Here is a 21253-nt window from a genome sequence, read left to right on the forward strand (position 1 = left end):
ACGGAAGCTTGTCCCCTACGGCGTACTCACCGCGCTCGATGGCGCTGCGCAGGTGGCCGAACACCGCTTCCATAGCGCTGACGCGCCGCGGGATCCCACCACCTGTCTGGCTGTCTGACAGGTTCACGGGCCGATCCTGAAGGCTGCAGCACGGCGGTGTCAAGACACCGGAGTCGATGCGAGGGCTCGCAGGCTTCGTCCCGTGCGCGCGGGCCGCTCGGCGGCACCGCCCGGACGGGCGTTCACGGCGGACCTCGCAACGGCCACCAGCACGTGCATCACCGCCGAGTCGAAACCCATCTCCGGGTGCCCCTGTACGCCCACGGCGAAGCGGTGCCGGGTGCTCTCGATCGCCTCGATGGTGCCGTCCGCCGCACGGGCGGCCACGACCGCCCCGGCCTCGGTCGGCCCCCGTCTGCGCTCCGAAAACCGGTACTCCGCGCCGGTACGCCTGGGCGAGGATAGCCGCCATCGAGCCGTGCCCGCGCTGTTCGAAGCCTCGCCCGGCTGCGCGCCGGCCTATCGGAGGACCACCCATGAACTCGCCCGTGGAGAACCCGACGCCATGACCCGATCCCCCCTCAGTCGCTTCTACGACGATTTCGCCGACGACTACCACCTGCTCTACGCCGACTGGAACGCCTCGCTCGCCCGCCAGGGCACCGCGCTGGACGCCCTGATCCGCGAGCGGCTCGGCGACCGCCCCGTCGAGGTGCTGGACTGTGCCTGCGGCATCGGCACCCAGGCGATCGGCCTGGCCGGGCTCGGTCACCGGGTCACCGGCACCGACCTCAGCCCGGTCTCCGCCGCCAGGGCCACCGCCGAGGCCGGAGCCCGCGGGCTCCGGCTGCCCACGGCGGCCGCGGACATGCGTGAACTGCCCTTCCCGGATGGGCGGTTCGACGTCGTGGTCTGCGCCGACAACGCGCTGCCCCACCTGCTCACGGCCGAGGTCGTCCGCGCCGCGCTGGGCGAGATGCGCCGGGTCCTGCGCCCCGGCGGGCTGCTGCTGGTCACCACCCGCCCGTACGACGAGCTGCGCCGCGCCCGGCCGGCCTCCACCGCGCCGCAGACTGCCGAGCGGGACGGACGGCGCTCGGTCATCTTCCAGCTCTGGCAGTGGCACGAGGACGGCGAGCGGTACGACCTGGAACTGTTCCGGCTGCTGCCGGACGAGGCCGGTCAGTGGCAGGTCGCGGTCCGCCGCTCCACCTACTGGGCGCTCACCCAGGAGCAGTTGAGCGCCTTCGCCATCGAGGCGGGCCTCGCCGGGATCGGTTGGGCGCAGCCGGCCGACACCGGCTTCTTCCAGCCCGTCCTGATCTCCCGGGCGCCCTTGCACCCCCGACACCGCTGAGACCGCCGACACCTCTGGCACCGCTGGCACCCCTGACACCGCTGGCACCCCTGACACCACTGGCGCTCCGCCCCGCCGAAGATCCGTAGCCGGACGCGGCGGGGCCATTTTTCGCCCGCCGATTTGCCGACCCGTGTTACTTTTTACTCATGCGAGTAAATCCTCACGGCGCAAGTGCCGCCGACGCCCCTGCGGCAGTCGGCCGGAGCTTCACCACCGACGCCCGACGCGTCCAGATCGTCGCCGCCACGATCGGAACCGTCGCCGAACTCGGCTACGCCCGCGCCTCGTTCGCGCAGATCGCCAAGCGGGCCAAGCTTTCCAGCGTGCGACTGATCTCGTACCACTTCGACGACAAGGAGGACCTCTTCCAGGCCGTCGTCGACACCGTCCAGGAGCAGGTGCGGGTCTTCATGCAGCCCCGCATCCGCGCCCACCGCGAACCGGGCGCGATGCTGGCCGCCTACATCGAGGCCAACCTGGAGTTCATGGCCGACCACCCGGTCGAGATGCGCGCGCTGGTGGACGTCCTCGCCAATGCCCGCCGTGAGGACGGCACTCCGCTGGTCAGCACGGCCGGCTTCGACACCCCCGTCGCCCTGCTGGTGCAGCACCTGCGGGACGGCCAGCACAGCGGCGCCTTCCGCTCGTTCGACGCCGAGGCGATGGCCACCGCGATCCGCGCCTCGATCGACGCGGCCGCGAACCGGCTCACCGTCGGCGGCGACTTCGACCCGCGCGCCTACGGACGCGAGCTGGTCACGCTGTTCGACCTCGCGACCAGGAACGAGGCCGCGTCATGACCGTCCATGCCGCTCCCCGCCGGACCATGGCCTTCTTACCGCTGCTGCTCGACCTCCTCCTGCCGCTCGGCCTCTACTACGGGCTGCGTCTCGCCGGCGTGGACCAGTGGTGGGCCCTGCTCTGGTCGGCCGCGATACCGGCGGCCACCGTCGTCGTCCGGCTGGTCCGCACCCGCCGGGTCGACTTCCTCGCCCTGCTGATCCTCAGCATGATCGGGCTCGGGCTGGTCCTCTCCGTACTCACCGGAGACCCGCGCACCCTGCTGATCCGCGAAGCCTGGACGGGCATGCTCGGCGGACTGATCGGCGTCTGGCTGCTCGCCTCGGTCGGCTACGGGCGCCCGGCCCTGATGGTCGTCTTCCGGTCGTTCGTCCAGCTCAAGGCCGGTGAGGACGGGCTGCGCGCCTGGGCGGGCCGCTGGGACCAGGACGCCGCTTTCCGCCACGGCCTGCGGGTCCTCACCACGGTGTGGGGCGCGGCCAGCCTGCTCAACGCCCTCACCCAGCTCGCCTTCGCCTACCTGCTGCCGGTCGACGCCGCCCCGGCGGCCATGCAGGCCTGCTGGCCGGTCATCGCGGCGCCGCTGTTCCTCTTCCACCTCGCGTACACCAAGCGCCACGGCCTGCGGGCCTGACCGGAACGGACCCTCCCGTGACCACCACCGCCGACCGCTTACTACTCTTCTCCGAACCCAACCTCGACCTCCAGACCCGCGCGGCGCTGGGCGCCACCGCCTACCGCCTCGCCGAGGCCGGCGAAGTCCTGGCCACCGTCGACCGCATCAACCGGGTCGGCCTGTCCGGTCGGACCTACCACGAGGAGTTCCTCGCCCTCGGCCGCCGCACCGCTGCCGTCGCCGAGTCCGCCCTGCGTTCCGGCCGCTCGACGACCGCCCGCGACGGCTACCTGCGCGCCGCCAAGTACCTCTCCCTGGCGCTGTTCTCCGTCCTCGGCAGCGCCCGGCCCGCCGACGAACCGGCCGTCTTCGCCGAGATGCAGGCCTGCTGGCACCGCGCCGGCGAACTCCTCGACCCGCCCGTGCGGCGGCTGCGCATCCCGTACGGGGACCTCGGACTGCCCGCCTACCTCCTCACTCCCCCGGGCCGACCCCGGCGTCGCCCCGCCCTCATCCTGGTCAACGGCAGTGACGCCCAGAGCATCGACCTCTACGCCTTCGGAGCCCGCGCGGCGGTCGAACGCGGCTGGAACGCCCTGATCCTGGAAGGCCCCGGCCAGGGCAGCCTGCTGTTCGAGCACGGCATCCCGTTCCGTCCCGACTGGGAACACGTCATCCGCCCCGTCATCGACCACCTCCTCCGCTCGCCGCTGGTCGACCCCGACCGGATCGCCATGACCGGCTGGAGCATGAGCGGCATCCTCGCCATCCGGGCCGCCGCCTTCGAACCCCGCCTCGCCGCCGTGGTCGCCGACCCCGGCGCCGTGGACAACTGGCTCGCCTGGCCCGAGATCTGGCGCCACCTCGCCGACGGCCCCGACCGCGAGACCGTCAACCGCCACTGGCAGCGGACCGTCCTCCCGGACCTCGGCCCCGCCACCCCACTGCTCGCCAAGCGCGCCGAGATCTTCGGCCCCCGGTTCCTCCGCGACGCCCGCGCCGGCCGGGCACCCCAGGACCTCTGGCAACTCGCCCACACCATCCGCCGGTTCCGCTGCGACGACGTGGCCCACCTGGTGGCTTGCCCCACCCTGGTTCTCGGCTACGAGGACGAGTCCCTCATCCCCGGCCAGGACACCCTGCTCCACAACCTCCTCCGCTGTCCCAAACAGCTCACCGTCCTCACCACGGCCCAGGGCGCCGGCGACCACTGCGCCCCGATGGCACCGCAGGTGCGCAACGGCGTCATGCTCGACTGGCTGGAGCACACCTTGGCGTGACGTCCTCCTGCGGTGGGGCGGCCCCGATGGGCCGCCATCGCACCTCTCGCCCGGAGCCGGTCCTACGTGGCGTCCGCGTACGCGAGGTGGGTGCCGCAGGTTCGGCACTGGAAGAGATAGGCGGTCGGCTGACCATCCCTGGTCAACGCGTTGAGGTACTGCTCGGCCTGCGACGTCGGCCAGGAGGCGAGTCCCTGTCGAAGTGATGCCGATGCATCCGGGTAGGCGGCGAGCTCGGCTGCTCCGACCGAGCCGAGGAAGGCAGCGCCGTCTTCGCAGTGGATCAGCCAGCGCTCCTGCTGCCAGCCGCTGAATCCCGGCGTGCGTTGCGTGATCGCGAACAGTCGATCCATCGGGACGTCGTCGACCACGTCTGTGAACACGGCCTCGAAGCGGTCGGCCGCGCTTCCGTCCGCGATGCACCACGGGCAGAGCCGATGCCGGAGGTTCTCGGCCGCGTAGACGGGGCCGGCGTAGATGTAGCCAGTGGCCCGATGGCAGCAGCTGCACTCAGCGTCGGAGCCGACGATGGCGCCGGTGGCCACCGGGTCGGGGTGGTACGGAAATGCCGGAAGCTGCTCTGTCACAGGCAGCGACCGTATCACCGCAGCCCCTGCCGATCGGGGCAGCCCTCCGGGACTTACCTGACAGTGGGGGCCACCGGCCATTCGGCCGATCGCCGTGAGCACTGCTCGGATGCCTGCCGGAGACTGGGAAGTCCTGAGGTGACGCCCGGTAGGTCGGCGGAAGGTTCGAGCATCGGGCCTTGATGCTCCGGAGCCCTGCCTGCCCTGTCGCCGCTCTAGCTCCCTGGAAAGGTGGAAATCGTGATCCTCACCGAGTTCCTCGAGTTCTTGCTCTGCCACATCCTGGAGCCTCTGGCCTTCTAGGATTCCGTTCCGCTCGTGTGGCAGGACCTGACCCGCCTGCGGAGCCCTCACAACGCAGGTGCCCGGCCCGCTCGTTGAGCGCGGGCCGGGCACCGGTCAGATCACCGGCCGGTCAGTGCTGGTTGTCGTTGTCCTCGTCCAGCTCGCGCGGGTTGATCGACCAGATGCCGCGCCCGAAGGTGGCGGCGTAGAGGCGGCCGTCCGGGCCGGTCTTGAGCTGCTGCACCGAGTTGGTGGGCAGGTTGCGGCCGAGCACCGAGAAGTCGGTCTCGCCCGGCGCGCGGTAGAAGGCGGCGAGGTCGGTGCCCAGCGCCAGCCCGCCGTTCGGCAGGATCTTGACCGAAGTCGCCGGGACGTCGGGCAGGTTGGCCGAGACGTCGGTCCAGGTGGCGCCGCCGTCGTGGGTCTCGAAGAGGTGGCCGTTGCCCGCGCCGGGGCCCTCGGTCCAGGTCCGCGAGAAGCCGTTGATCGCGACGAACACGTGCTGGGCGTCCTTCTCGTCCACGGCGAACGAGCTGATGTAGCGGTTCGGCAGGGTGCCGTCGACCGGCAGGTTCAGCTGGTGCCAGCCGGTGCCGTCGGTCTTGCCGACCGCGATGCCACGGCTGAAGCCCTGGTTGTTGCACGGGCCGCACCAGCCCGCGTACACCGTGCCGTTGACCGTCGCGACCGCCGTGGCCACGTGGCCGGCGCCCAGGTCGTACGCGCTGGTCCACTCGCTGCCGCTGCGGATCGCGTAGCCCTTGTGCTGGACCCAGACGTGCCGGCCGCCCGCGATCCAGGTGTTGGCGTCCTTCGGGTCGCTGGTGATCGGCGCGATGAAGCGGGCGGCGCTGGTGTCCTTGTCCGGCGGGGCGACCTCGAAGGAGGTGGCCTTGCTCGGGTCCTTCGTCCAGCTGCCGTCGTTCACCGCGCAGTTCTGGGTGACCCACATGTCGAGGTAGACGTACTCCTCGGCGATGTTGCAGCCGTTGTTCGGGTCGACCAGGGTGTCGCCGCCGTCGCCGCCGAAGTTGGAGCCCATCACCTTGTCGTGGGCGCGCAGGATCGACTCGCCGTTGTCCTGCAGGCCGCCGCTGACGATGACGCCCTTGCCGGAGCGGTCCGCCGGGTCCTTGCCGATGCCGACCGAGTAGTACTGCAGGGTGTCCATGGTGCCGTCGTTGAGCGGCGTCCAGTCCTTGCCGTGGCCCCAGGCGTCCAACTGCCCGTTGCCCGGGCGCTTGTAGATGCCGCCGTCGTTGCCGACGTAGACGTTGACCTTGCCCTGGTAGCTGCCGAAGGCGACGGCGTGCTGGTCGGAGTGGGTGGTCGGCGAGCAGTCACCGGTCTGCTTGGCCGGGTCGATGCTCCAGCACGGGAAGCCGTTGTTCCAGTACGGCCCCACGGTGGCCCACTTGGCGCCGCCGTCGGTGGTCTCGAAGACCTCCTCCAGGCCCGCGTAGACGTGGTCCGGGTTGGCCGGGTCCACCTGGAGGGACTGGTTGTACCAGGACTGGATGCCCGGCTGGTAGCCCGGGTCCTGGAGGGCGGAGCCCGATCCCTTGAGCTTGTCCTTGTCCGCGATGAGCGTCCACGGACCGGACGGCGAACCGGACTTGGAGACGTAGATGCCCTTGAGGCCGGTGTCCGGGTTGTGCGCCATCACGTCCGGCGACTGGTCGATCGCGTAGTAGCGCGAGCCGTCGGTCGACCGCGCGAAGGTCACGTTGCCGACGTTCGCCGCGTCCGTCGGCAGGTCACCGAGCGACGAGACCCGCTGCCAACTGCCGTCCGCCGCCTTGCTGTAGAAACCGTTGTAGGTGTCGCCGCCACGCCAGCCGACCGCCAGGACCACCTTGGACGGGTCCTTGGGGTCGATCGCGATGTCATTGGCGATGTTCTTGTACGGCGCGCTCGGGTCGCCGGCCTTCGAACCGCCAGGCAGGTACTCGGGGTTGGGCGCGAACTCCAGCGTCCACGGCCCCGACAGGTCCGTGGCCGAGTGGCTCCACACACCCCGACTGGTCGCCGCCCACACCCTGCCGCCGCCGAAACGCAGCGCGTGGATGATCGTCGACTCCAGCTCGGCCCCACCGACCCGGTTCCTGGGCTGGAACTTGCCGTGCTTCGGGTCGGACAGCAGGTAGACGCCGGTGCCGACGTATGAGGTGGCGCCGGTGTTCGACTCACCGGTGGCGTACCAGAGCCGCCCGCCCTCGTCCAGGTTCAGCGTGCCCGTCGACAGCGTCGGCAGCTTGTCCGCGATCGGCTCCCAGTTCCCGCCGCCCGTCCGGGAGCGGAAAACACCGCCGTTGGCGCCACCGGCGTAGACGTAACCGTCGTTGTCCGCCGCGATGCCGGTGATCCGGCCGGTCACCAGCCCGGCGCCACCGGCGGAGTTGGAGTTGACGTCGCGGTAGCGCGGGTCGTCGGAGTTGTACGGCTTGTCAGTGACGTGGTCCCAGTGCCCGTCCGTGTGCGGCATGGACTGCAGCTGCGACCAGGCCGCGCCGTAGGCGCCCGGCGCGACCACGCCGGGCGCGGTACGGGCCTCGGTGTACTGGGCGACGCCCTCGGCGGAGTTCTCCGCCTCGTCGCCGCCGTCCCCGGCCTCCGCCTCGGCCTTGGGGCTGAAGGTCGAGAGGGCGTTCTTGCCCTGGACCTTCTGGGCGTGCTGCTTTCCGATGTCCGCCTGGTGCCGCACCTGCCAGGGCTGCGGTGTCGGCGGCGCGGACGGCGCGGCGAGCGCCTGGGTGGTGGTCAGTCCGACGGCGGTGAGCGTGACGGCGCTCAGCAGCAGCCGTCGTCGTTGCCTGGTGGGCACGAGTGCGGTCCTCCCCTGTGGCCGGCCGCGCGGTCGCGCGGCCCCGGCGAAACAGGGGGTAAGCCTGGCCGGTCAGCTCGGCCCGGGGAAGAACCGTACGGTAAAAGTTGGTTAAGAGCCCTACCGTTTCGAACAGTTGGCATTCACCGAATACCCTGGGGCCGACCGCACCTGACAACCGATCACTTCCTGCGGATCCGCCGCCGGAGCGCCCGCACCGAGGCGACCGGATCGAAGACCCCCGGCCGGTCCCGGGTCAGCGGATAGCAGGCGAGCCCGATCAGCACCGCGCTCAGGTGCCCGATGCTGGTGTAGTCCCGGCTCTGGTGCGCACGCATGCCGTAGACGATGAGCACCCCGGCCAGGTAGAGGTACCGCCAGGGCCGCGCGATCAGGTAGGTGAGCACCCCGATCACCCCGGCGAGCGCGTAGCTGACGCCGTAGTCGAGCGTGTAGACGGCCTTCGGCGCGGCGAGGCCGCGGTGGATCGCCCACCCGAGGACGCCCTCGCTGAGGTACGTCGCCCCGACGTGCGCCAGCATCGCCACCGAGATCCAGCGCAGCGTGCCGAGCCAGCGTTCGGCGGGCACGTGGAAGATGTTGTAGAGCGCGAAGTAGCTCAGCCATCCGCCACCCGCGATCCACAGCGCACTGGTCGCCAGCACCCGGACCGGCGAGACCCGCAGGTGGTGCAGGTTGGTCGAGCGCCGCTCCAGGATGCGGTCGGCGGTCGCGGTGTCGACGTGGCGGATCACCTGGGTGGTGATCAGCAGGATCGCCAGCCAGACGTAGGTACCGGGGGCGCGCCGTACATAGGCCCACGCCGCACGGGCCGCGCGAGCCCATGAGCGCCGCCGGTGCGTCTGGGGCACCTCGGTGGTGCGGCCGGACATCGGCGCCTCCTCGACGGTCCCTCCCCACCCTCGCCCGTCCGCACCACCGCCCGCCGCTGCGGCGACCCGTTCGGGTGATCCGACCCGGGCCCGCAACGGCCCCCACCGGCCCTCCCCGCCCCGGCCGGCCTTCCACCGGCGCGGCCACCGTCCCCGACTGACGTAGGCTGGGCCTCCGGCCTCCCCCGGAGCCGCCGGTACCTGAGGAACGAGACAGCAAGGGCGCCAGGCACGATGAGGGACCGCCTCGGAACGACGAGACCGACCGACGCCGTCACCGCCCGGCACCCTGCACTCAGAGCCGCCCTCCGTCTGTGGCTCACCACGGTCTACGTCATCCTGCTGACCGTCACCGCCTCCTGGCTGGCCAACGAGAGCCATGCCGCGCGGGCCCGGTTCGTCCGGCACAACAGCAGCAACGTCCACCACATGGAGGTGGGCAAGTGGTGGACGATGTTCACCAGCGGCCTGGTGGTCGACGGGGTCCCGGCCTGGGCGGGCATCGCCGCCGTCGCCGTCGCCCTGGGCCTCGCCGAGTGGCGTTGGGGCCCGGCCCGCGCGGGCGCCGTCTTCGCCTTCGGGCACCTGGGTGCCACCCTGCTCACCGAGGGCGCCATGTGGGTCATGGTGACCGCCCGGATCCCCGGCGCGCTCTCCCGGGCCCGGGACGTCGGGATCAGCTACGGACTGGTCGCCACCGTCGCCTGTCTGCTCGCCCTCGGCCCGCGCCCGCTGCGCCGCTACGGCCTGTCGGCCCTCGCCTCGGCGCTGGCCACCGCCTGGGCGGTGGACCAGCAACTGGCCGACGCCGGGCACCTGGTCGCCCTCGGGCTCGGCGTGCTCGCCTCCCGCACGGCCTGGGTCCGCGCCCGCGCCCTCGGAACGCCTGACAGCGGACCCGGCGCAGACCCCGACCGCGAACCGGCCCACAGCAGCGGCCGCAGACCCTGACCTCCGCGCTGCCCCGACCACGACGGGCCGGGCTCCCACCCGCGGGAGTCCGGCCCGCCTGCGTCTCCGGGCGCCCCTCCCCACACCACCCTCGGAACCACCCGGCCGGTGCCGACGACCCCGAGACCCGCCTCCCCCGAAGAAATCCACCCCGCCTCCCGAGCCACCCCTTGGCGCCCGTCCAGACCTCGAGACCGCCTCAACCACCGCCCCCTCCAACCCAGTTGCCCAGATCAGCGACGGACGGGGAGCGGCACGGCAAGCAGCCACCCCGACCCGCGCCTCCGTATTCTCTTGCGCTACTCTGCAAACCTATGCCAGAGTGCGGGCATCGGATCGAATACGCCGAATTCCCTCACACGTCGCTAAATCAGGAGCCCGCGCCGCGCGGGTGGGTCAAGGGTGCAAGCATGTCGAAGGTCTTGAGCAAGCTGCCGGTCGGTGAACGGATCGGCATCGCATTCTCCGGTGGGTTGGACACCTCCGTCGCGGTCGCGTGGATGCGCGAGCACGGCGCCGTCCCGTACGCCTACACGGCCGACATCGGCCAGTACGACGAGCCGAACCTCGCCGACGTCCCGGCCCGTGGCCGCGCGTACGGCGCCGAGCAGGCCCGGCTGGTCGACTGCCGGGCCCCGCTGGTCGAGGAGGGCCTGGCCGCCCTCGCCTGCGGCGCCTTCCACATCCGCTCCGCCGGGCAGACCTACTTCAACACCACCCCGCTCGGCCGCGCCGTGACCGGCACCCTGCTGGTGCGCGCCATGCAGGAGGACGGGGTGTCCATCTGGGGCGACGGCTCCACCTACAAGGGCAACGACATCGAGCGGTTCTACCGCTACGGTCTGCTCGCCAACCCCAACCTGCGGATCTACAAGCCGTGGCTGGACCAGGCGTTCGTCACCGAGCTCGGCGGCCGCAAGGAGATGTCCGAGTGGCTCGCCGAGCGCGACCTGCCGTACCGGGACTCCGCCGAGAAGGCCTACTCCACCGACGCCAACATCTGGGGCGCCACCCACGAGGCCAAGCGCCTGGAGTACCTGGACACCTCGATGGAGATCGTCGCCCCGATCATGGGCGTCGCCTTCTGGGACCCGGCCGTGGAGATCCAGACCGAGGACGTCACCGTCGACTTCGAGTTCGGCCGTCCGGTCCGGATCAACGGCCGTGAGTTCGGCACCGCCGTCGAGCTGGTGCACGAGGCCAACGTCATCGGTGGGCGGCACGGCCTGGGCATGTCGGACCAGATCGAGAACCGCATCATCGAGGCCAAGAGCCGCGGCATCTACGAGGCCCCGGGCATGGCGCTGCTGCACACCGCCTACGAGCGCCTCCTGAACGCGATCCACAACGAGGACACCCTCGCCACCTACCACACCCAGGGCCGCCGGCTCGGCCGGCTGCTGTACGAGGGCCGCTGGTTCGACCCGCAGGCGCTGATGCTGCGCGACAGCCTGCAGAAGTGGGTCGGCCAGGCCGTCACCGGCAGCGTGACCCTGCGGCTGCGGCGTGGCCAGGACTACTCGGTGATCGACACCCAGGGCCCGAACTTCAGCTACCACCCCGAGAAGCTGTCGATGGAGCGCAGCGTCGACGCCGCCTTCGTCCCGGACGACCGGATCGGCCAGCTGACCATGCGCAACCTGGACATCGCCGACTCCCGCAGCAAGCTGGAGCAGTACGCGGGCCACGGCCAGCTGGCCCCGTGGAGCGGTCTGATCGGCGAGCTCGCCCCGGGCGGCGCGGCGCCGATCGCCGCCGGCACCGGCGACGAGGCCGAGTCCACCGCACTCGACCACGCGGCGATCGAGTCCGGCACCGACTGATCCTGCCGGCGGTGTCAGCCGACTGACCCAGCCGGCTGACACCGCCGACGGACGCACCCTGCGCAGGGCCGTCGCACCAGACCGGTGCGGCGGCCCTGCTCCGTCCGCCGCCCCTCACCCGAATGGCCCACCGGCCGTGCGCGCCGCCGCCGACGGTAGCTGAATGGCGGACGGCGCCCGGCGACGGGAAGGCAGGTCCTGGGATGGGCGAGGCGATCGGCCCGATGCTGGCCTCGGCGGTGGCGGTCGCGCTCAGCCCGCTGCCGTTGATCGCCGTGCTCCTGATCCTCGCCTCGCCACGCGGCCGGACCAACGGGCTCGCCTTCACCGCCGGCTGGGTGCTCGGCCTGGCAGCGGTCGAGACCGTGGTCCTGACGGTGGGCGGCGCGCTGAACCCGGACGGCGGCAGGCCGACCTGGGCGTCCTGGCTGAAGCTCGCCCTCGGCGCCCTACTCCTCCTCCTCGCCGCGCAGCAGTGGCGCGACCGCCCGAGACCGGGGCACGTGATCGCGCCGCCGACCTGGCTCCTGGGGATCGACCGGCTCACCGCCGCCCGGTCCGTCGGGCTCGCCGTGGCCCTGGTGACGGCCCACCCGAAGACCCTGATCCCCGCCGTCGGCGGCGCCGCCTCGATCGCCGCCAGTCCGAGCGGCACCGGGGCGAAGGCCGTGGCCGCCGCCCTGATGGTGCTGCTGGGCTCGCTGGGCACCCTGCTGCCACTCACCGTCCACCGGCGCGGCAACGACCGCTCGATCCGTGCCCTCGGCGAGTGGCGGGCCTGGACGGCCGCGCACAACGCGGCGATCATGACCGCCGTCCCGGTGGTGCTCGGCGCCGCCTACCTGGGCGACGCCCTTTCCGGGCTCACCTGAACACGACCCGCGCACGAACGGCCGGCCCCCGACTCCGCCACCTCGCCGCCCGCGCCCTCGCCGCCCGAACCCTCATCGCCCGGCCTCTCACCGCCCGGACCCTGGTCGCCGCCGGCGCCCCGGCGCCGTCACCGGATCCGCACCACTCCTCGCCCCCGCACCGTCCGCACACCCAGCCGCCCGCCGTCGGCGCCCGCGTCGACGCCGCCACTCGCCCCCGCCGCCACCGCGTCCCGCAAGGTCAGCAGGATCTCCCCGTCGTACCGCTCCGCCAGCCGCCGCGCCAGCTCGACCGCACCGCTCGGCCGGACCTCCGGGGCCAGCTCCGGCAGCCGCCCGGGGCCGCTGAGATCCTCGGCCTCGGCGGCCCAGCGCGCCGCAGCGCCCCGCTCGCCCTCGGCGGCGTAGTGCACGGCCAGGCAGTGGACGGCCAGCTGGTCGCCGTACTGGACGGCGATCCGCCACCAGAAGACCCCGTCCGCCGTACGACCCATGCCGTAGAGCAGGCAGCCGAGCGTGCGCAGGGCCGTCTTCTCGGCGAGTTCGAGGTCCAGGGCCAGCTCCGCCGGCTCCACCGCTCCCGCCACACCCGCGCACAGGTGCCGCAGATCGCGCCGGAGGTCGCGACGCAGTTCGGACCGCCCCCCGGCCCAGGGGCGCTCCCCCGAGGCCGGGACGTGCGGCGGCCGGGCGGCTGCGGGCGGGCGGGCCGGGCGCTCGCGCACGGTCGGGGCCGGGCGTCGGGCGGCGGCCAGCCGTTCGGCCAGCCGACGGGTGAAGGCCGCCGGGTCGTGGTCGCGGAACTCCCGGTCCAGCTCGGCGGCGTGCGCGCGCAGCAGCTCGGCGATCCTCATGTCGCCTGCCCGCCGTCCGGGTGCTCCAGCAGGTACTCCAGGTGACGCCGCCCGAGGCTGTAGTAGGTGCGGGCGGTGGTGTGCGCGATGCCGAGCGCCCGGCCGATGTCGTGGTAGGACAGGCCCGCCTGGCGCAGCCGGACCACGTCGGACTGGACCGGCGCGGCCCGCGCGAGCTCCTCCATGGCCCAGTCCAGGGCATCCAGTTCGGCGAGCTCCTCCAGCTCGTCCTGGCTGGTGTCGGGGCGGCGCTGGGCGATCACCCGCAGCCGTTTGCGCTCGGTGCGGCGACGCTCGCGCATGACGTCGACCACCGCGTCCTTGACGATCTTGAAGGCGAAGGCCTGCGGGTCCTCACTGGCCAGCGCCCTGCGCCAGTTCCGATAGAGCGTGGTGCCGGCGTTCTGAACGGCGTCCTGGGCGTCTTCGCGGTGGCGCAGTCGCTGCTGGGCGTAGCGAAGGTACCCGGAGTTCTCGCGGGTGAAGAAGGCCTCGAAGTCGGTCGGCAGGTCGTCGAGCGGGTCCGCCCGCAGGCTCCGCTCCTCGCCCGGCCCGGGAGTGTCCACACGCGCCCCCTCTTCCTGGGTCAGCTGGCCGGCCCACCGGGTGGCACGCCGACGGCCCCTTGGGGGCTCGTGGTGTAACCGTCCGGGAGGCCCGGGTTGTTGACCGGACCGGGCGGACAATTGGCGACCGTTTCCGTTCACTTCCGAACAGTGCCGCTGACCTGCCCTTTCGAGTGCCCGGACGGCCGCCCGACGACCACAACGTGAGCCAGATCACACCCCGTCGAAGCTCGGCTTGACAAGCCCCTCAGCGGCCCCGCACCACAGCTCCGCGACACCGGCGCTGACACCGGCGCTGGCACCGGCGCCAGCGCTGACGCGTACACGACAGCCCTACGGCGCGGGCTCCACCACCGCCGAGTCCAACGCGCCGGTCACCCGCTCCAGCAGCTCATGCAGCGCGGCCAGGTCCTCGACCGGCAGCCCGGTCGCCGCGAGCAGCCGGCGCGGCACCTGCCCGGCTCGCTCGCGCAGCACGGATCCCTCGGGCGTGAGACTGACGGTCACCGAGCGCTCGTCCTCCGGGCTGCGCTCGCGGCGCACCAGTCCGGCCGCCTCCAGCCGCTTGAGCAGCGGGGAGAGCGTGCCGGAGTCGAGCCGCAGGCGCTCACCGATCCGCTTGACGGGCAGTTGGCCGTCCTCCCAGAGCACCAGCATCACCAGGTACTGCGGATAGGTGAGCCCGAGGTCCCGGAGCAGGACCCGGTAGACACCGCCGAAGGCGCGCGAGGCGGCATTGAGCGAGAAGCAGATCTGCTGGTCGAGGCGGAGCAGTTCCTCGTCCGCCATGCCCGGGAGCGTGGTCATGAAGCCATGGTACCGATCACAATCACGCCATTGAGTTGTGCGCAATTGAATTGCGTGCTCTACTTATCGAGCAGACAGCGGGCCGCCAGGCAGCCAGCCGAGCGACACGATCCGCGCACGGCGATCCACGACCCGCACCCCGCGAGACGAGCAGCAACACGAAGGGACACCACCATGGACGCGCTCTACACCGCCGCCGCCACCGCCAACGGTCGCGAGGGCCGCGCCGTCAGCTCTGACGGCCAGCTCGACCTCGCTCTCGCGATGCCTCCCGCGCTCGGCGGCAGCGGCCAGGGCACCAACCCCGAGCAGCTGTTCGCGGCCGGCTACGCCGCCTGCTTCGCCAGCGCCCTGGGCCTGGTCGGCCGCCAGGCCCGGGTGGACACCAGCGAGGCCTCGGTGACCGCCGAGGTGTCGATCGGCAAGGACGACGCGGGCTTCGGCCTCTCCGTGGTGCTGCGCGTCGAGCTGCCCGACGCGCTCGCGGGCGAGACCGGCCTGCAGCTGGTCAAGCAGGCGCACGAGGTCTGCCCCTACTCCCGCGCCACCCGGGGCAACATCCCGGTCGAGCTCGTCGTCGAGTAAGTCCGGCAGGGCGAGCAGGCCCCGCCGGACGAGCGCGCCACGCACGCCGCGCAAGCCGTGCGAGCCAGGTGTGCCGAGCAAGCCCGACGCCCACCCGGCAGACACCGCCGAGGCCCGCCGCACACCTGGTGCGGCGGGCCTCGGCGCGCGCCCCCCGGGTCAGCCGCCGCCCGGCCCGTCCGCCGAACGCAGCGTCTCCAGTCGGTGCCGGTACTCCTCCGCGTCGATCTCACCCCGCGCGAACCGCTCCGCGAGCACCTGCTCCGGGGTCGGGCCGGGTGCCCAACCGGGCGGTCCGCCCGGACCCGGGCCGGCGGCGCCCGCGGCCGCGGAGCCGGGCGGAACCCGCTGCCGCGAGCGGGAGAGGTACCGGATCAGCGCGACGGCCAGGAGCACCAGCAGCGCCAGGACCAGCAGCGAGCCGATCGCCATCACGGCGATGCCCCAACCGCCGATTCCGTGGCCGGGCCCGTACCCGTGACCATGCCAGTGCCTCATCTGGACCTCCTCCTCCGGCCCCACCGGGCCCGCTGAGGCGACCGGCGCCCTACCGTCCGAGGCGCCGGACCACCGGAGGTGCCGTCGCTCCCGGGAGCGGCTCCGCGGAACGAGCGGAAGTGTCCGAGGTGATCAGCGCCTTACCACCATCGTGCGCCCGCGACCGGTCAAAGCGCTGTCAAGAAAGCCTGAGAAAACGTGCCTGCGCTCACGCCGCCGACCACCGGGGTAGCGTTGCCACCCATGAGCCACCACCTGCCCGGCGACCACCGCTCCCCCGAGCAGCTCGTCGCCGTCGGGATGCTCCGCCGCCACACCGACGGCTCCCCCCACCCGGCGCTCGGCCGCTCCCCGATCGTCTACGTGTCCACCGCGCTCTGGACCGAACTCACCGCCCTCGCCATCGCCCCCTCCGCCGCCGAGGCCACCGCCACCGCCCTGCTGCGCGCCATCGCCGACCAGGCCGAGGACGCGGCACTCGCCCCGGGCAACGAGCGGGCCCCGCGCGACGACCTGTACGTGACCGACCCCGCGCACATCGGCCCGCACCGCCGGGCGGTCTGGTTCCAGCGCTCCGGCCCGGGTGGCCCGATCACCGCGACGTTCGCACCGTGAGCCCCCGAACCGCGAGACCCTGAACCACGAGACCCTGAACCACGACGTTCACGAACCGCGACGTCACGAACGCCGACGTCCGAAGCCGCCGGTTCACCGCTCGACCTTCAGACTGTGGCAGACCCAGCTGAGCCGGTCCGGCCCGCCGGCCGGCGGCCGTTCGTGGTAAGTCCCGTCCGACACCGACAGGTTGACGATCAGGTAGGCGTGCCACCCGGCCCCGACCCCGTGCAGGTCCGCGTAGACCAGCTCCTCCTCGACGTACCAGTCCACCGAGTGCGCACCGAGCACCACCCGCAGGCCGAAGTCCGCCCCCGGCTCGATCCCGACGCTGCCGCCGTGCCAATACCGGAACCCGCCGCGGACGTGGTTGGAGATCTCCAACAGGTCCGGGTTGTCCGGGTGGTACTCGAACATGTCGACCTCGTTGCCACCGTCCCGCCAGGTCCAGATCGCCGGCCAGGCGCCCAGCTCGACGGGCAGGGTGACCTGCGCGGACAGCACGTCCCCGGTGCGGACCTGGAAGCCCTCCGGACTGCCCTCGGTGGTCAGCAGATTGCAGGTCCACAGCCCGCCGGTGGGCCGCCGGACGGCGGCGAACACCCCGCCGGGGCAGTACTGGCGGCTCAGGTAGTCGAGTTTGTGGTCGCTCCGGTTGGTCGGCCCCATCCGGGGGTACGCGCTGCTGCGCCCGGCGATCCACTGCCTGGTCGAAGTGAAGTCCGCGTCGAACACGACTGCCACGGCCGCCTCCCCAATGCTCCGGCGCCCCGGCAGTCCGAACCACCGGGCACACTGGGTGAGTTACCCGATACGCTCCGCAGTATGCGAACCGGACCGCCGGAGTCCGAGGCGACAGCTGCGCAGGGGCAACAGCCGGGCGGGCGGCCCGGATCAACCGACCGACGCGGTGGCACCCCCGGCCCGGAGTCGGTCGGTCACCGAGACCACCCCGTCCACCGAGCGGCACAGGTTCAGCACGACCGGCACCAGGTGGGCCTCCGGCACGGTGCCGCTGAGCACCACCCGACCCTGGTCCACCTCCACCCCGATCTCCGCCGGGCTCACCCCGTCGATCCGGCCGAGCACCTCCTCGACGATCTCCCGCCGGATCACCCGGTCCTCGCGCAGGAACACCCTCAGCAGGTCGCCGCGGCTCACCATCCCGAGGACCCGCCCCTCCTCGTCCAGCACCGGCAGCCGCTTCAGCCCGTGCCGGCTCATCAGCCGGGCCGCCGCGACCACGCTGGTGTCGGGCGTGGTGCAGACCGGCTGTGCCGTCATCAGGTCCGCCGCCGTGACCTCGCCGCCCGGCCCCGCCTGCGCCGACTCGGGCGCGGGCAGCAGACTGCCCGGGTCCTCCTGCGCGGCCAGGGTGCGCAACAGGTCGGCCTCCGAGACCACGCCGAGCGGCCGCCCCTGCGGGTCCACCACCGGCACCCCGGTGATGTCGTAGTCGGTCAGCAGCGCGACGATCTCCCGGAAACCGGTCTCGGGCGCGACCCGAACCACGGGGCTGGTCATCACGGATTCGACGGTGGCATGCCGCACGCCGGTTCACCTCGTCCAACGGTGCTGGTCGGACCGGGCACGGATCGTCCCGGCCGGTACCCGCAGCATGACCCCGAACGGCCTGGATCGCCAGGGCCCAAGGGGCTGAACGGGTGGGACCAAGGACCCTGAGCCGCGAACACGGGCCCGACGGGCGGGAGCGCGCGGTCCCGGGGCGCGCCGGGGCCACGGACGGCGCAACCTCCCGGCGGGGCCGGAGGCCGAGCGGCCCGCCCCGGACCGCACCCTGCCCCCGGACCGCACCCTGGCCGCGGACCGCACCACCCGGGCGGCCGTCCGAGTCGAAGCGCTCCTCGACAACGGCGGCCGGGTCAGCCCGCCGCACCGACCCGGCCGGCCGGCGCCTGGCCGTAGTCCGGAAGTTCGACGCTCGACACCTGCTTGCCCAGCTCCAGCATCCTGTCCAGCGCCCACCGCCGGTTCAGCACGGCGTTGCGCAGCCGTAGTCCGGTCGCGGTGCGCGGCGCCAGGAACGGGCCGGTCCGGTCCCCGCCCTTCTGGCAGCCCTGGGCGTAGTCGCGCAGCAGCCGCTCGTACCGGGCGAAGGCGGCACGGTGGTCGCCGTCGGCCAGGACCAGCTCGCCCGCCAGGACGTACGCGGCCACCACCGCCGTCCCGGTGCCCATGCCGCCGATGGTGGCACCGCCCGCGCCGAGTACCTCTTCGGCGACTCGATCACGGCCCTGGAGGAGACCGCGACGTTCTGCCCGCCGCCGCGCAGCGCCGGGGCGAGTTCGACCACCGTCACCTCGAAGCCGTACCGGCTCAGCCAGTGGGCCAGTGCCGGACCGGCGATGCTCGCGCCCGAGATCAGCACCTTGGTGCGCCGGGAATCGCGCCGGGAACCACTCATGGAAACCACCCCGTCCGAGGATCAAGAAACTGTGTCTCGCGGACACTATTCATTGCTGTGTACGGTAGACACAGTTGGCACGGACAGGCAACCCCCAGAACGGGAGCGGACGATGGGCGAGGCGGCGAACGACACGGTGCGGCTGCTCTGGGGCCCGCCGGCCAAGCCGACCCGGGGCCCCAAGCCGGCTCTCACCCTGGAGCGGATCGCCGCCGCCGGGGTCGAGGTGGCGGACGCGGAGGGGCTCGGCGCGGTCTCCATGCAGAAGGTGGCCGCGCTGCTCGACTTCACCAAGATGTCGCTCTACCGCTACGTCCCCGGCAAGACCGAACTCATCGCCCTGATGGTCGAGTCGGCCGTCGACGAGCCGCCGACGCCCACCGAGGGCACCCACTGGCGGGAGCAACTCACCGCCTGGGCACGCCACTTGGCCGCATCGTTCACCCGACACCCGTGGCTGCTGGACGCCACCGTCGGCCCCCGGGTGCCGGGGCCGAGGGAACTCGCCTGGCTGGAGCGGGTGGTGGCCGCCCTCGACGGCCACGGGCTGACCGGCGCCGAGCGGATGGACGCCGCGGTGCTGCTCGCCGGGCACGTACGCGGCATCGCGGAGCAGGCCCGCGCGGTCGGCCCGAACGGCTCCCCCGAGGCCGAACTCCTCGCCGCCCTCGGCACCGTGGTGCACCGCCACGCCGACCGCTACCCCGCCCTGGCCGCCGCCATGGCCGAGCCGGGCGGGCACGACCAGGCCCTGGACTTCGGCCTGGAGCGCATCCTGGACGGCCTGGCCGCCCTGATCAGCCGCCGCACGGACCCGTTGCAGCCCCGATAACCTCTCGATCAACGCCCCCGGGAGCGGCTAGCATCCCGGCCCATGGCGATGTTCGTACACCTGACCGCCGCGGCGAACGCGCCGCGCCTCCGCCGCGCCGGCATCCGGGCCGACAGCCGGGGCCAGGGCGGTGTGCGCGGGGTGTACTGCTTCCCGGTGCTGCCCTCGTACACCCTCACCCACCAGTGGCTGCGCGAGCTGGCCCGGTTCGGCCCGAAGGGGTCGCTGGTCGCCGTGCACGTCCGGCTGGAGGACGAGCAGCAGGTGCTGGTCGGGCACTACCGGGACCGCGCGAAGGAGGCCCAGAAGTGGCTCTCGGCCGCCGAGGCGGTCGCGCGGATCGGCGCGCTCGCCGACCCGCGCGGCTGGGAGGTGGTCGTCCCGCGCGCGATCGGCGCCCGCGAGGTGCACCGGATCCGCGCCGTCCCGCAGGTCGCGGGCTGGCGCTACCTCCCGGGTGCCCACGGCACCCGCCCCTGTACCTGTGCGGGCTGCCGCCTGCGCGGCGGGTACGGCGACCGGCGGATGCGCGAACGTCACCCGCACCCGCTGGACGGCCCGCCGCCGCCCGTGCCCGTCCTGCTCGCCCGGATCGAGGCGGCGGGCGAGCCGGGCGACCCGGCAGAGCTGCGAGCCGCCCTGCACTGTTTCGGCCTGCGCCGCCGGGGCCCGGTGGACCTCCTCGCCCGGCTGGCCGACCACCCGGACCCGGGGGTGCGCAGGGAACTGGTCTGGGCCGTCTTCGGCTGGTCCACCCCTGGTGTCACCGAGCTGCTGGACGGCCTCGCGAAGGACCCTCATCCGGAGGTCCGCGAGGCCGTCGAGGCGGTCCGGGAGTTCTGACGGCCCGGCAGCCGTCAGGAGACGCGCTTCAGCTGCCAGGAGTTGTTGTTGAAGCTCGGCACCGAGGAGTACTGGCAGCCGGAGCTGTAGTAGCTGCTGACGATCGTCCAGCCGGCCGGCGGATAGGTGGACGAACAGGCGTTGACCACGGTGCCGACCGGGTAGCCGGTGAGCTGCATGATCTTCTTGGTGTTCGGGTTGAACCCTGAGCCGCAGCCGGCGCTGTTCCACCACTGGACGTCCACGAAGCCGCCCGGCGTCAGCGAGGAGGAGCAGCTGGTGCTGGTGTCGCCGGGCGCCGCCTGGGCGGTGCCCATGGTCAGGGTGAGGGCGGCGGCGGTACAGCCGAGGGTGAGGACGGCGGCACGAAGTCGGGTCACGGGAGCGGCTCCTCTCGGGTCGACGCGGTCTGTCCGCGTCAGCGCTCATTCCTATCGGTACGAAACACTCGGTGGACAGTGCCTTTCCAGCCCACCCGGCGGCTCGTTCTCGCCGCTGCCCACCGGTGACCGCGCCGCCGTCGCACTCCCCCGACATGCCCGTTCGGCCGAACCGGGTGATCATGGGACGAGCCGCGTCTTCGGCGATTCGGCGCGCCGGTGCCCGTCGGCCGCGCCGGGAAGGTGGACCGCGATGTTCCAGCTCCTGTGGATTCTGCTCATCGGCTTCGTGCTGGGCATGCTCGCCAAGCTGATCCTGCGCGGGCCGCAGTCGATTCCGTGGTGGCTGACCATGCTGCTCGGCGCCGCCGGGGCCTGGCTCGGCAACGCCGTCTCCGGATGGATCGGCGTCCGCCACACCTCGGGCATCGACTGGATCCGCCACATCCTCCAACTCGGCTTCGCCGTCGCCCTGGTGGCGTTCGTCGCGCCCGCCTGGACCAAGTCCCGCCCGCCGCGCTGACCCGGCGGCCGCCGGACGGAGAGGGAGTGAACC

24 protein-coding genes and 2 pseudogenes are annotated in these 21253 nt (G+C 72.6%); 12 read left to right on the forward strand and 14 right to left on the reverse strand.

Features of this window, described 5'->3' with window-relative positions; all coding sequences use genetic code 11:
• Both ACFVWU_RS34085 and ACFVWU_RS34090 read right to left on the reverse strand, forming a co-directional pair.
• Positions 1-127: pseudogene (locus tag ACFVWU_RS34085) on the reverse strand (GntR family transcriptional regulator); the annotation flags it as partial.
• 32 nt (positions 128-159) lie between these two features.
• Positions 160-387: a gamma-glutamyl-gamma-aminobutyrate hydrolase family protein gene (locus tag ACFVWU_RS34090; RefSeq protein WP_387628014.1), complete on the reverse strand. Its 228-nt coding sequence runs from the start codon at positions 385-387 to the stop codon at positions 160-162.
• 178 nt (positions 388-565) lie between these two features.
• On the opposite strand from ACFVWU_RS34090, the gene ACFVWU_RS34095 reads away from it, so the two are divergent.
• The 4 genes from ACFVWU_RS34095 to ACFVWU_RS34110 all read left to right on the forward strand — a co-directional run bounded on the left by ACFVWU_RS34095 (position 566) and on the right by ACFVWU_RS34110 (position 4057).
• Positions 566-1357: a methyltransferase domain-containing protein gene (locus tag ACFVWU_RS34095; RefSeq protein WP_387628016.1), complete on the forward strand. Its 792-nt coding sequence runs from the start codon at positions 566-568 to the stop codon at positions 1355-1357.
• 149 nt (positions 1358-1506) lie between these two features.
• Positions 1507-2160, forward strand: a complete 654-nt coding sequence (locus ACFVWU_RS34100) for a TetR/AcrR family transcriptional regulator (protein ID WP_387628017.1) — start codon at positions 1507-1509, stop codon at positions 2158-2160.
• Positions 2157-2795: a VC0807 family protein gene (locus ACFVWU_RS34105; RefSeq protein ID WP_387628020.1), complete on the forward strand. Its 639-nt coding sequence runs from the start codon at positions 2157-2159 to the stop codon at positions 2793-2795. The genes ACFVWU_RS34100 and ACFVWU_RS34105 overlap by 4 nt, the downstream gene beginning before the upstream one ends.
• Positions 2796-2812: 17 nt before the next feature.
• The gene (locus ACFVWU_RS34110) at positions 2813-4057 is read left to right on the forward strand and encodes an alpha/beta hydrolase family protein (RefSeq protein ID WP_387628023.1); all 1245 of its coding nucleotides are present in this window, start codon (positions 2813-2815) and stop codon (positions 4055-4057) included.
• 62 nt (positions 4058-4119) lie between these two features.
• On the opposite strand, the gene ACFVWU_RS34115 is transcribed toward ACFVWU_RS34110, so the two are convergent.
• The 3 genes from ACFVWU_RS34115 to ACFVWU_RS34125 all read right to left on the reverse strand — a co-directional run bounded on the left by ACFVWU_RS34115 (position 4120) and on the right by ACFVWU_RS34125 (position 8646).
• Entirely contained in the window at positions 4120-4644 is a 525-nt protein-coding gene (locus ACFVWU_RS34115) for a CbrC family protein (protein WP_387628024.1), read from the reverse strand.
• Positions 4645-5059: 415 nt separating this feature from the next.
• Complete coding sequence (locus ACFVWU_RS34120; RefSeq protein ID WP_387628026.1) at positions 5060-7753, reverse strand: glycosyl hydrolase; 2694 nt, start codon at positions 7751-7753, stop codon at positions 5060-5062.
• Between the two features lie 182 nt (positions 7754-7935).
• Complete coding sequence (locus tag ACFVWU_RS34125) at positions 7936-8646, reverse strand: rhomboid-like protein (protein ID WP_387628028.1); 711 nt, start codon at positions 8644-8646, stop codon at positions 7936-7938.
• A 234-nt stretch (positions 8647-8880) separates the two neighbouring features.
• Here ACFVWU_RS34125 and ACFVWU_RS34130 point away from each other — a divergent pair, with 234 nt between their 5' ends.
• The 3 genes from ACFVWU_RS34130 to ACFVWU_RS34140 all read left to right on the forward strand — a co-directional run bounded on the left by ACFVWU_RS34130 (position 8881) and on the right by ACFVWU_RS34140 (position 12292).
• Positions 8881-9597: a rhomboid-like protein gene (locus ACFVWU_RS34130; protein ID WP_387628031.1), complete on the forward strand. Its 717-nt coding sequence runs from the start codon at positions 8881-8883 to the stop codon at positions 9595-9597.
• Between the two features lie 410 nt (positions 9598-10007).
• Positions 10008-11420: an argininosuccinate synthase gene (gene argG / locus ACFVWU_RS34135; RefSeq protein WP_387628033.1), complete on the forward strand. Its 1413-nt coding sequence runs from the start codon at positions 10008-10010 to the stop codon at positions 11418-11420.
• A 203-nt stretch (positions 11421-11623) separates the two neighbouring features.
• The gene (locus ACFVWU_RS34140) at positions 11624-12292 is read left to right on the forward strand and encodes a GAP family protein (RefSeq protein WP_387628035.1); all 669 of its coding nucleotides are present in this window, start codon (positions 11624-11626) and stop codon (positions 12290-12292) included.
• A 128-nt stretch (positions 12293-12420) separates the two neighbouring features.
• Here the strand turns inward: ACFVWU_RS34140 and ACFVWU_RS34145 are convergent, their stop codons facing one another.
• From ACFVWU_RS34145 to ACFVWU_RS34155, 3 genes are all read right to left on the reverse strand, one after another.
• Positions 12421-13146, reverse strand: a complete 726-nt coding sequence (locus tag ACFVWU_RS34145; protein WP_387628037.1) for a hypothetical protein — start codon at positions 13144-13146, stop codon at positions 12421-12423.
• Complete coding sequence (locus ACFVWU_RS34150) at positions 13143-13712, reverse strand: RNA polymerase sigma factor (protein ID WP_387628039.1); 570 nt, start codon at positions 13710-13712, stop codon at positions 13143-13145. The genes ACFVWU_RS34145 and ACFVWU_RS34150 overlap by 4 nt, the downstream gene beginning before the upstream one ends.
• Positions 13713-14045: 333 nt before the next feature.
• Positions 14046-14519: a MarR family winged helix-turn-helix transcriptional regulator gene (locus ACFVWU_RS34155; protein WP_387628040.1), complete on the reverse strand. Its 474-nt coding sequence runs from the start codon at positions 14517-14519 to the stop codon at positions 14046-14048.
• 174 nt (positions 14520-14693) lie between these two features.
• Between ACFVWU_RS34155 and ACFVWU_RS34160 the strand changes: the two genes are divergently transcribed.
• Entirely contained in the window at positions 14694-15104 is a 411-nt protein-coding gene (locus ACFVWU_RS34160) for an organic hydroperoxide resistance protein (RefSeq protein ID WP_387628042.1), read from the forward strand.
• Between the two features lie 159 nt (positions 15105-15263).
• Here ACFVWU_RS34160 and ACFVWU_RS34165 read toward each other — a convergent pair whose 3' ends face one another.
• Positions 15264-15602: an SHOCT domain-containing protein gene (locus ACFVWU_RS34165; RefSeq protein ID WP_387628044.1), complete on the reverse strand. Its 339-nt coding sequence runs from the start codon at positions 15600-15602 to the stop codon at positions 15264-15266.
• 243 nt (positions 15603-15845) lie between these two features.
• On the opposite strand from ACFVWU_RS34165, the gene ACFVWU_RS34170 reads away from it, so the two are divergent.
• On the forward strand, positions 15846-16217 hold the full coding sequence (locus ACFVWU_RS34170) for a hypothetical protein (protein ID WP_387628046.1): 372 nt from the start codon (positions 15846-15848) through the stop codon (positions 16215-16217).
• Positions 16218-16310: 93 nt separating this feature from the next.
• Here ACFVWU_RS34170 and ACFVWU_RS34175 read toward each other — a convergent pair whose 3' ends face one another.
• The 4 genes and pseudogenes from ACFVWU_RS34175 to ACFVWU_RS34190 form a co-directional block, all read right to left on the reverse strand.
• Positions 16311-16961 (reverse strand): beta-glucanase, encoded by a 651-nt coding sequence (locus ACFVWU_RS34175; protein WP_387628047.1) that lies wholly within the window; start codon positions 16959-16961, stop codon positions 16311-16313.
• A gap of 150 nt (positions 16962-17111) precedes the next feature.
• Positions 17112-17768 carry a CBS domain-containing protein gene (locus ACFVWU_RS34180; protein WP_387628050.1) on the reverse strand — a complete coding sequence of 219 codons (657 nt, stop codon included), beginning with the start codon at positions 17766-17768 and terminating at the stop codon, positions 17112-17114.
• 332 nt (positions 17769-18100) lie between these two features.
• Positions 18101-18415 carry a hypothetical protein gene (locus ACFVWU_RS34185; protein ID WP_387628080.1) on the reverse strand — a complete coding sequence of 105 codons (315 nt, stop codon included), beginning with the start codon at positions 18413-18415 and terminating at the stop codon, positions 18101-18103.
• Between the two features lie 53 nt (positions 18416-18468).
• Positions 18469-18642 (reverse strand): annotated as a pseudogene (locus ACFVWU_RS34190) (FAD-dependent oxidoreductase); the annotation flags it as partial.
• 112 nt (positions 18643-18754) lie between these two features.
• On the opposite strand from ACFVWU_RS34190, the gene ACFVWU_RS34195 reads away from it, so the two are divergent.
• Both ACFVWU_RS34195 and ACFVWU_RS34200 read left to right on the forward strand, forming a co-directional pair.
• Complete coding sequence (locus tag ACFVWU_RS34195; RefSeq protein ID WP_387628053.1) at positions 18755-19474, forward strand: TetR/AcrR family transcriptional regulator; 720 nt, start codon at positions 18755-18757, stop codon at positions 19472-19474.
• Positions 19475-19516: 42 nt separating this feature from the next.
• Positions 19517-20317, forward strand: coding sequence for a HEAT repeat domain-containing protein (locus ACFVWU_RS34200; protein ID WP_387628056.1), 801 nt, complete (start codon positions 19517-19519; stop codon positions 20315-20317).
• 14 nt (positions 20318-20331) lie between these two features.
• On the opposite strand, the gene ACFVWU_RS34205 is transcribed toward ACFVWU_RS34200, so the two are convergent.
• Positions 20332-20697: a hypothetical protein gene (locus tag ACFVWU_RS34205; RefSeq protein ID WP_387628058.1), complete on the reverse strand. Its 366-nt coding sequence runs from the start codon at positions 20695-20697 to the stop codon at positions 20332-20334.
• Between the two features lie 253 nt (positions 20698-20950).
• Here ACFVWU_RS34205 and ACFVWU_RS34210 point away from each other — a divergent pair, with 253 nt between their 5' ends.
• Positions 20951-21220, forward strand: coding sequence for a GlsB/YeaQ/YmgE family stress response membrane protein (locus ACFVWU_RS34210; protein WP_387628060.1), 270 nt, complete (start codon positions 20951-20953; stop codon positions 21218-21220).
• The last annotated feature ends 33 nt before the right edge of the window (positions 21221-21253 follow it).

Source organism: Kitasatospora sp. NPDC058190, assembly GCF_042883685.1.
GTDB lineage: Bacteria > Actinomycetota > Actinomycetes > Streptomycetales > Streptomycetaceae > Kitasatospora.

What these genes read in the sequence shown, in the direction of transcription:
- ACFVWU_RS34095 (WP_387628016.1), top strand. Translation starts at nt 566, where the DNA reads ATGACCCGATCCCCCCTCAGTCGCTTCTACGACGATTTCGCCGACGAC.
- ACFVWU_RS34100 (WP_387628017.1), top strand. Translation starts at nt 1,507, where the DNA reads ATGCGAGTAAATCCTCACGGCGCAAGTGCCGCCGACGCCCCTGCGGCA.
- ACFVWU_RS34105 (WP_387628020.1), top strand. Translation starts at nt 2,157, where the DNA reads ATGACCGTCCATGCCGCTCCCCGCCGGACCATGGCCTTCTTACCGCTG.
- ACFVWU_RS34125 (WP_387628028.1), bottom strand. Translation starts at nt 8,646, where the DNA reads ATGTCCGGCCGCACCACCGAGGTGCCCCAGACGCACCGGCGGCGCTCA.
- ACFVWU_RS34130 (WP_387628031.1), top strand. Translation starts at nt 8,881, where the DNA reads ATGAGGGACCGCCTCGGAACGACGAGACCGACCGACGCCGTCACCGCC.
- argG (WP_387628033.1), top strand. Translation starts at nt 10,008, where the DNA reads ATGTCGAAGGTCTTGAGCAAGCTGCCGGTCGGTGAACGGATCGGCATC.
- ACFVWU_RS34140 (WP_387628035.1), top strand. Translation starts at nt 11,624, where the DNA reads ATGGGCGAGGCGATCGGCCCGATGCTGGCCTCGGCGGTGGCGGTCGCG.
- ACFVWU_RS34145 (WP_387628037.1), bottom strand. Translation starts at nt 13,146, where the DNA reads ATGAGGATCGCCGAGCTGCTGCGCGCGCACGCCGCCGAGCTGGACCGG.
- ACFVWU_RS34155 (WP_387628040.1), bottom strand. Translation starts at nt 14,519, where the DNA reads ATGACCACGCTCCCGGGCATGGCGGACGAGGAACTGCTCCGCCTCGAC.
- ACFVWU_RS34160 (WP_387628042.1), top strand. Translation starts at nt 14,694, where the DNA reads ATGGACGCGCTCTACACCGCCGCCGCCACCGCCAACGGTCGCGAGGGC.
- ACFVWU_RS34165 (WP_387628044.1), bottom strand. Translation starts at nt 15,602, where the DNA reads ATGAGGCACTGGCATGGTCACGGGTACGGGCCCGGCCACGGAATCGGC.
- ACFVWU_RS34170 (WP_387628046.1), top strand. Translation starts at nt 15,846, where the DNA reads ATGAGCCACCACCTGCCCGGCGACCACCGCTCCCCCGAGCAGCTCGTC.
- ACFVWU_RS34185 (WP_387628080.1), bottom strand. Translation starts at nt 18,415, where the DNA reads ATGGGCACCGGGACGGCGGTGGTGGCCGCGTACGTCCTGGCGGGCGAG.
- ACFVWU_RS34195 (WP_387628053.1), top strand. Translation starts at nt 18,755, where the DNA reads ATGGGCGAGGCGGCGAACGACACGGTGCGGCTGCTCTGGGGCCCGCCG.
- ACFVWU_RS34200 (WP_387628056.1), top strand. Translation starts at nt 19,517, where the DNA reads ATGGCGATGTTCGTACACCTGACCGCCGCGGCGAACGCGCCGCGCCTC.
- ACFVWU_RS34210 (WP_387628060.1), top strand. Translation starts at nt 20,951, where the DNA reads ATGTTCCAGCTCCTGTGGATTCTGCTCATCGGCTTCGTGCTGGGCATG.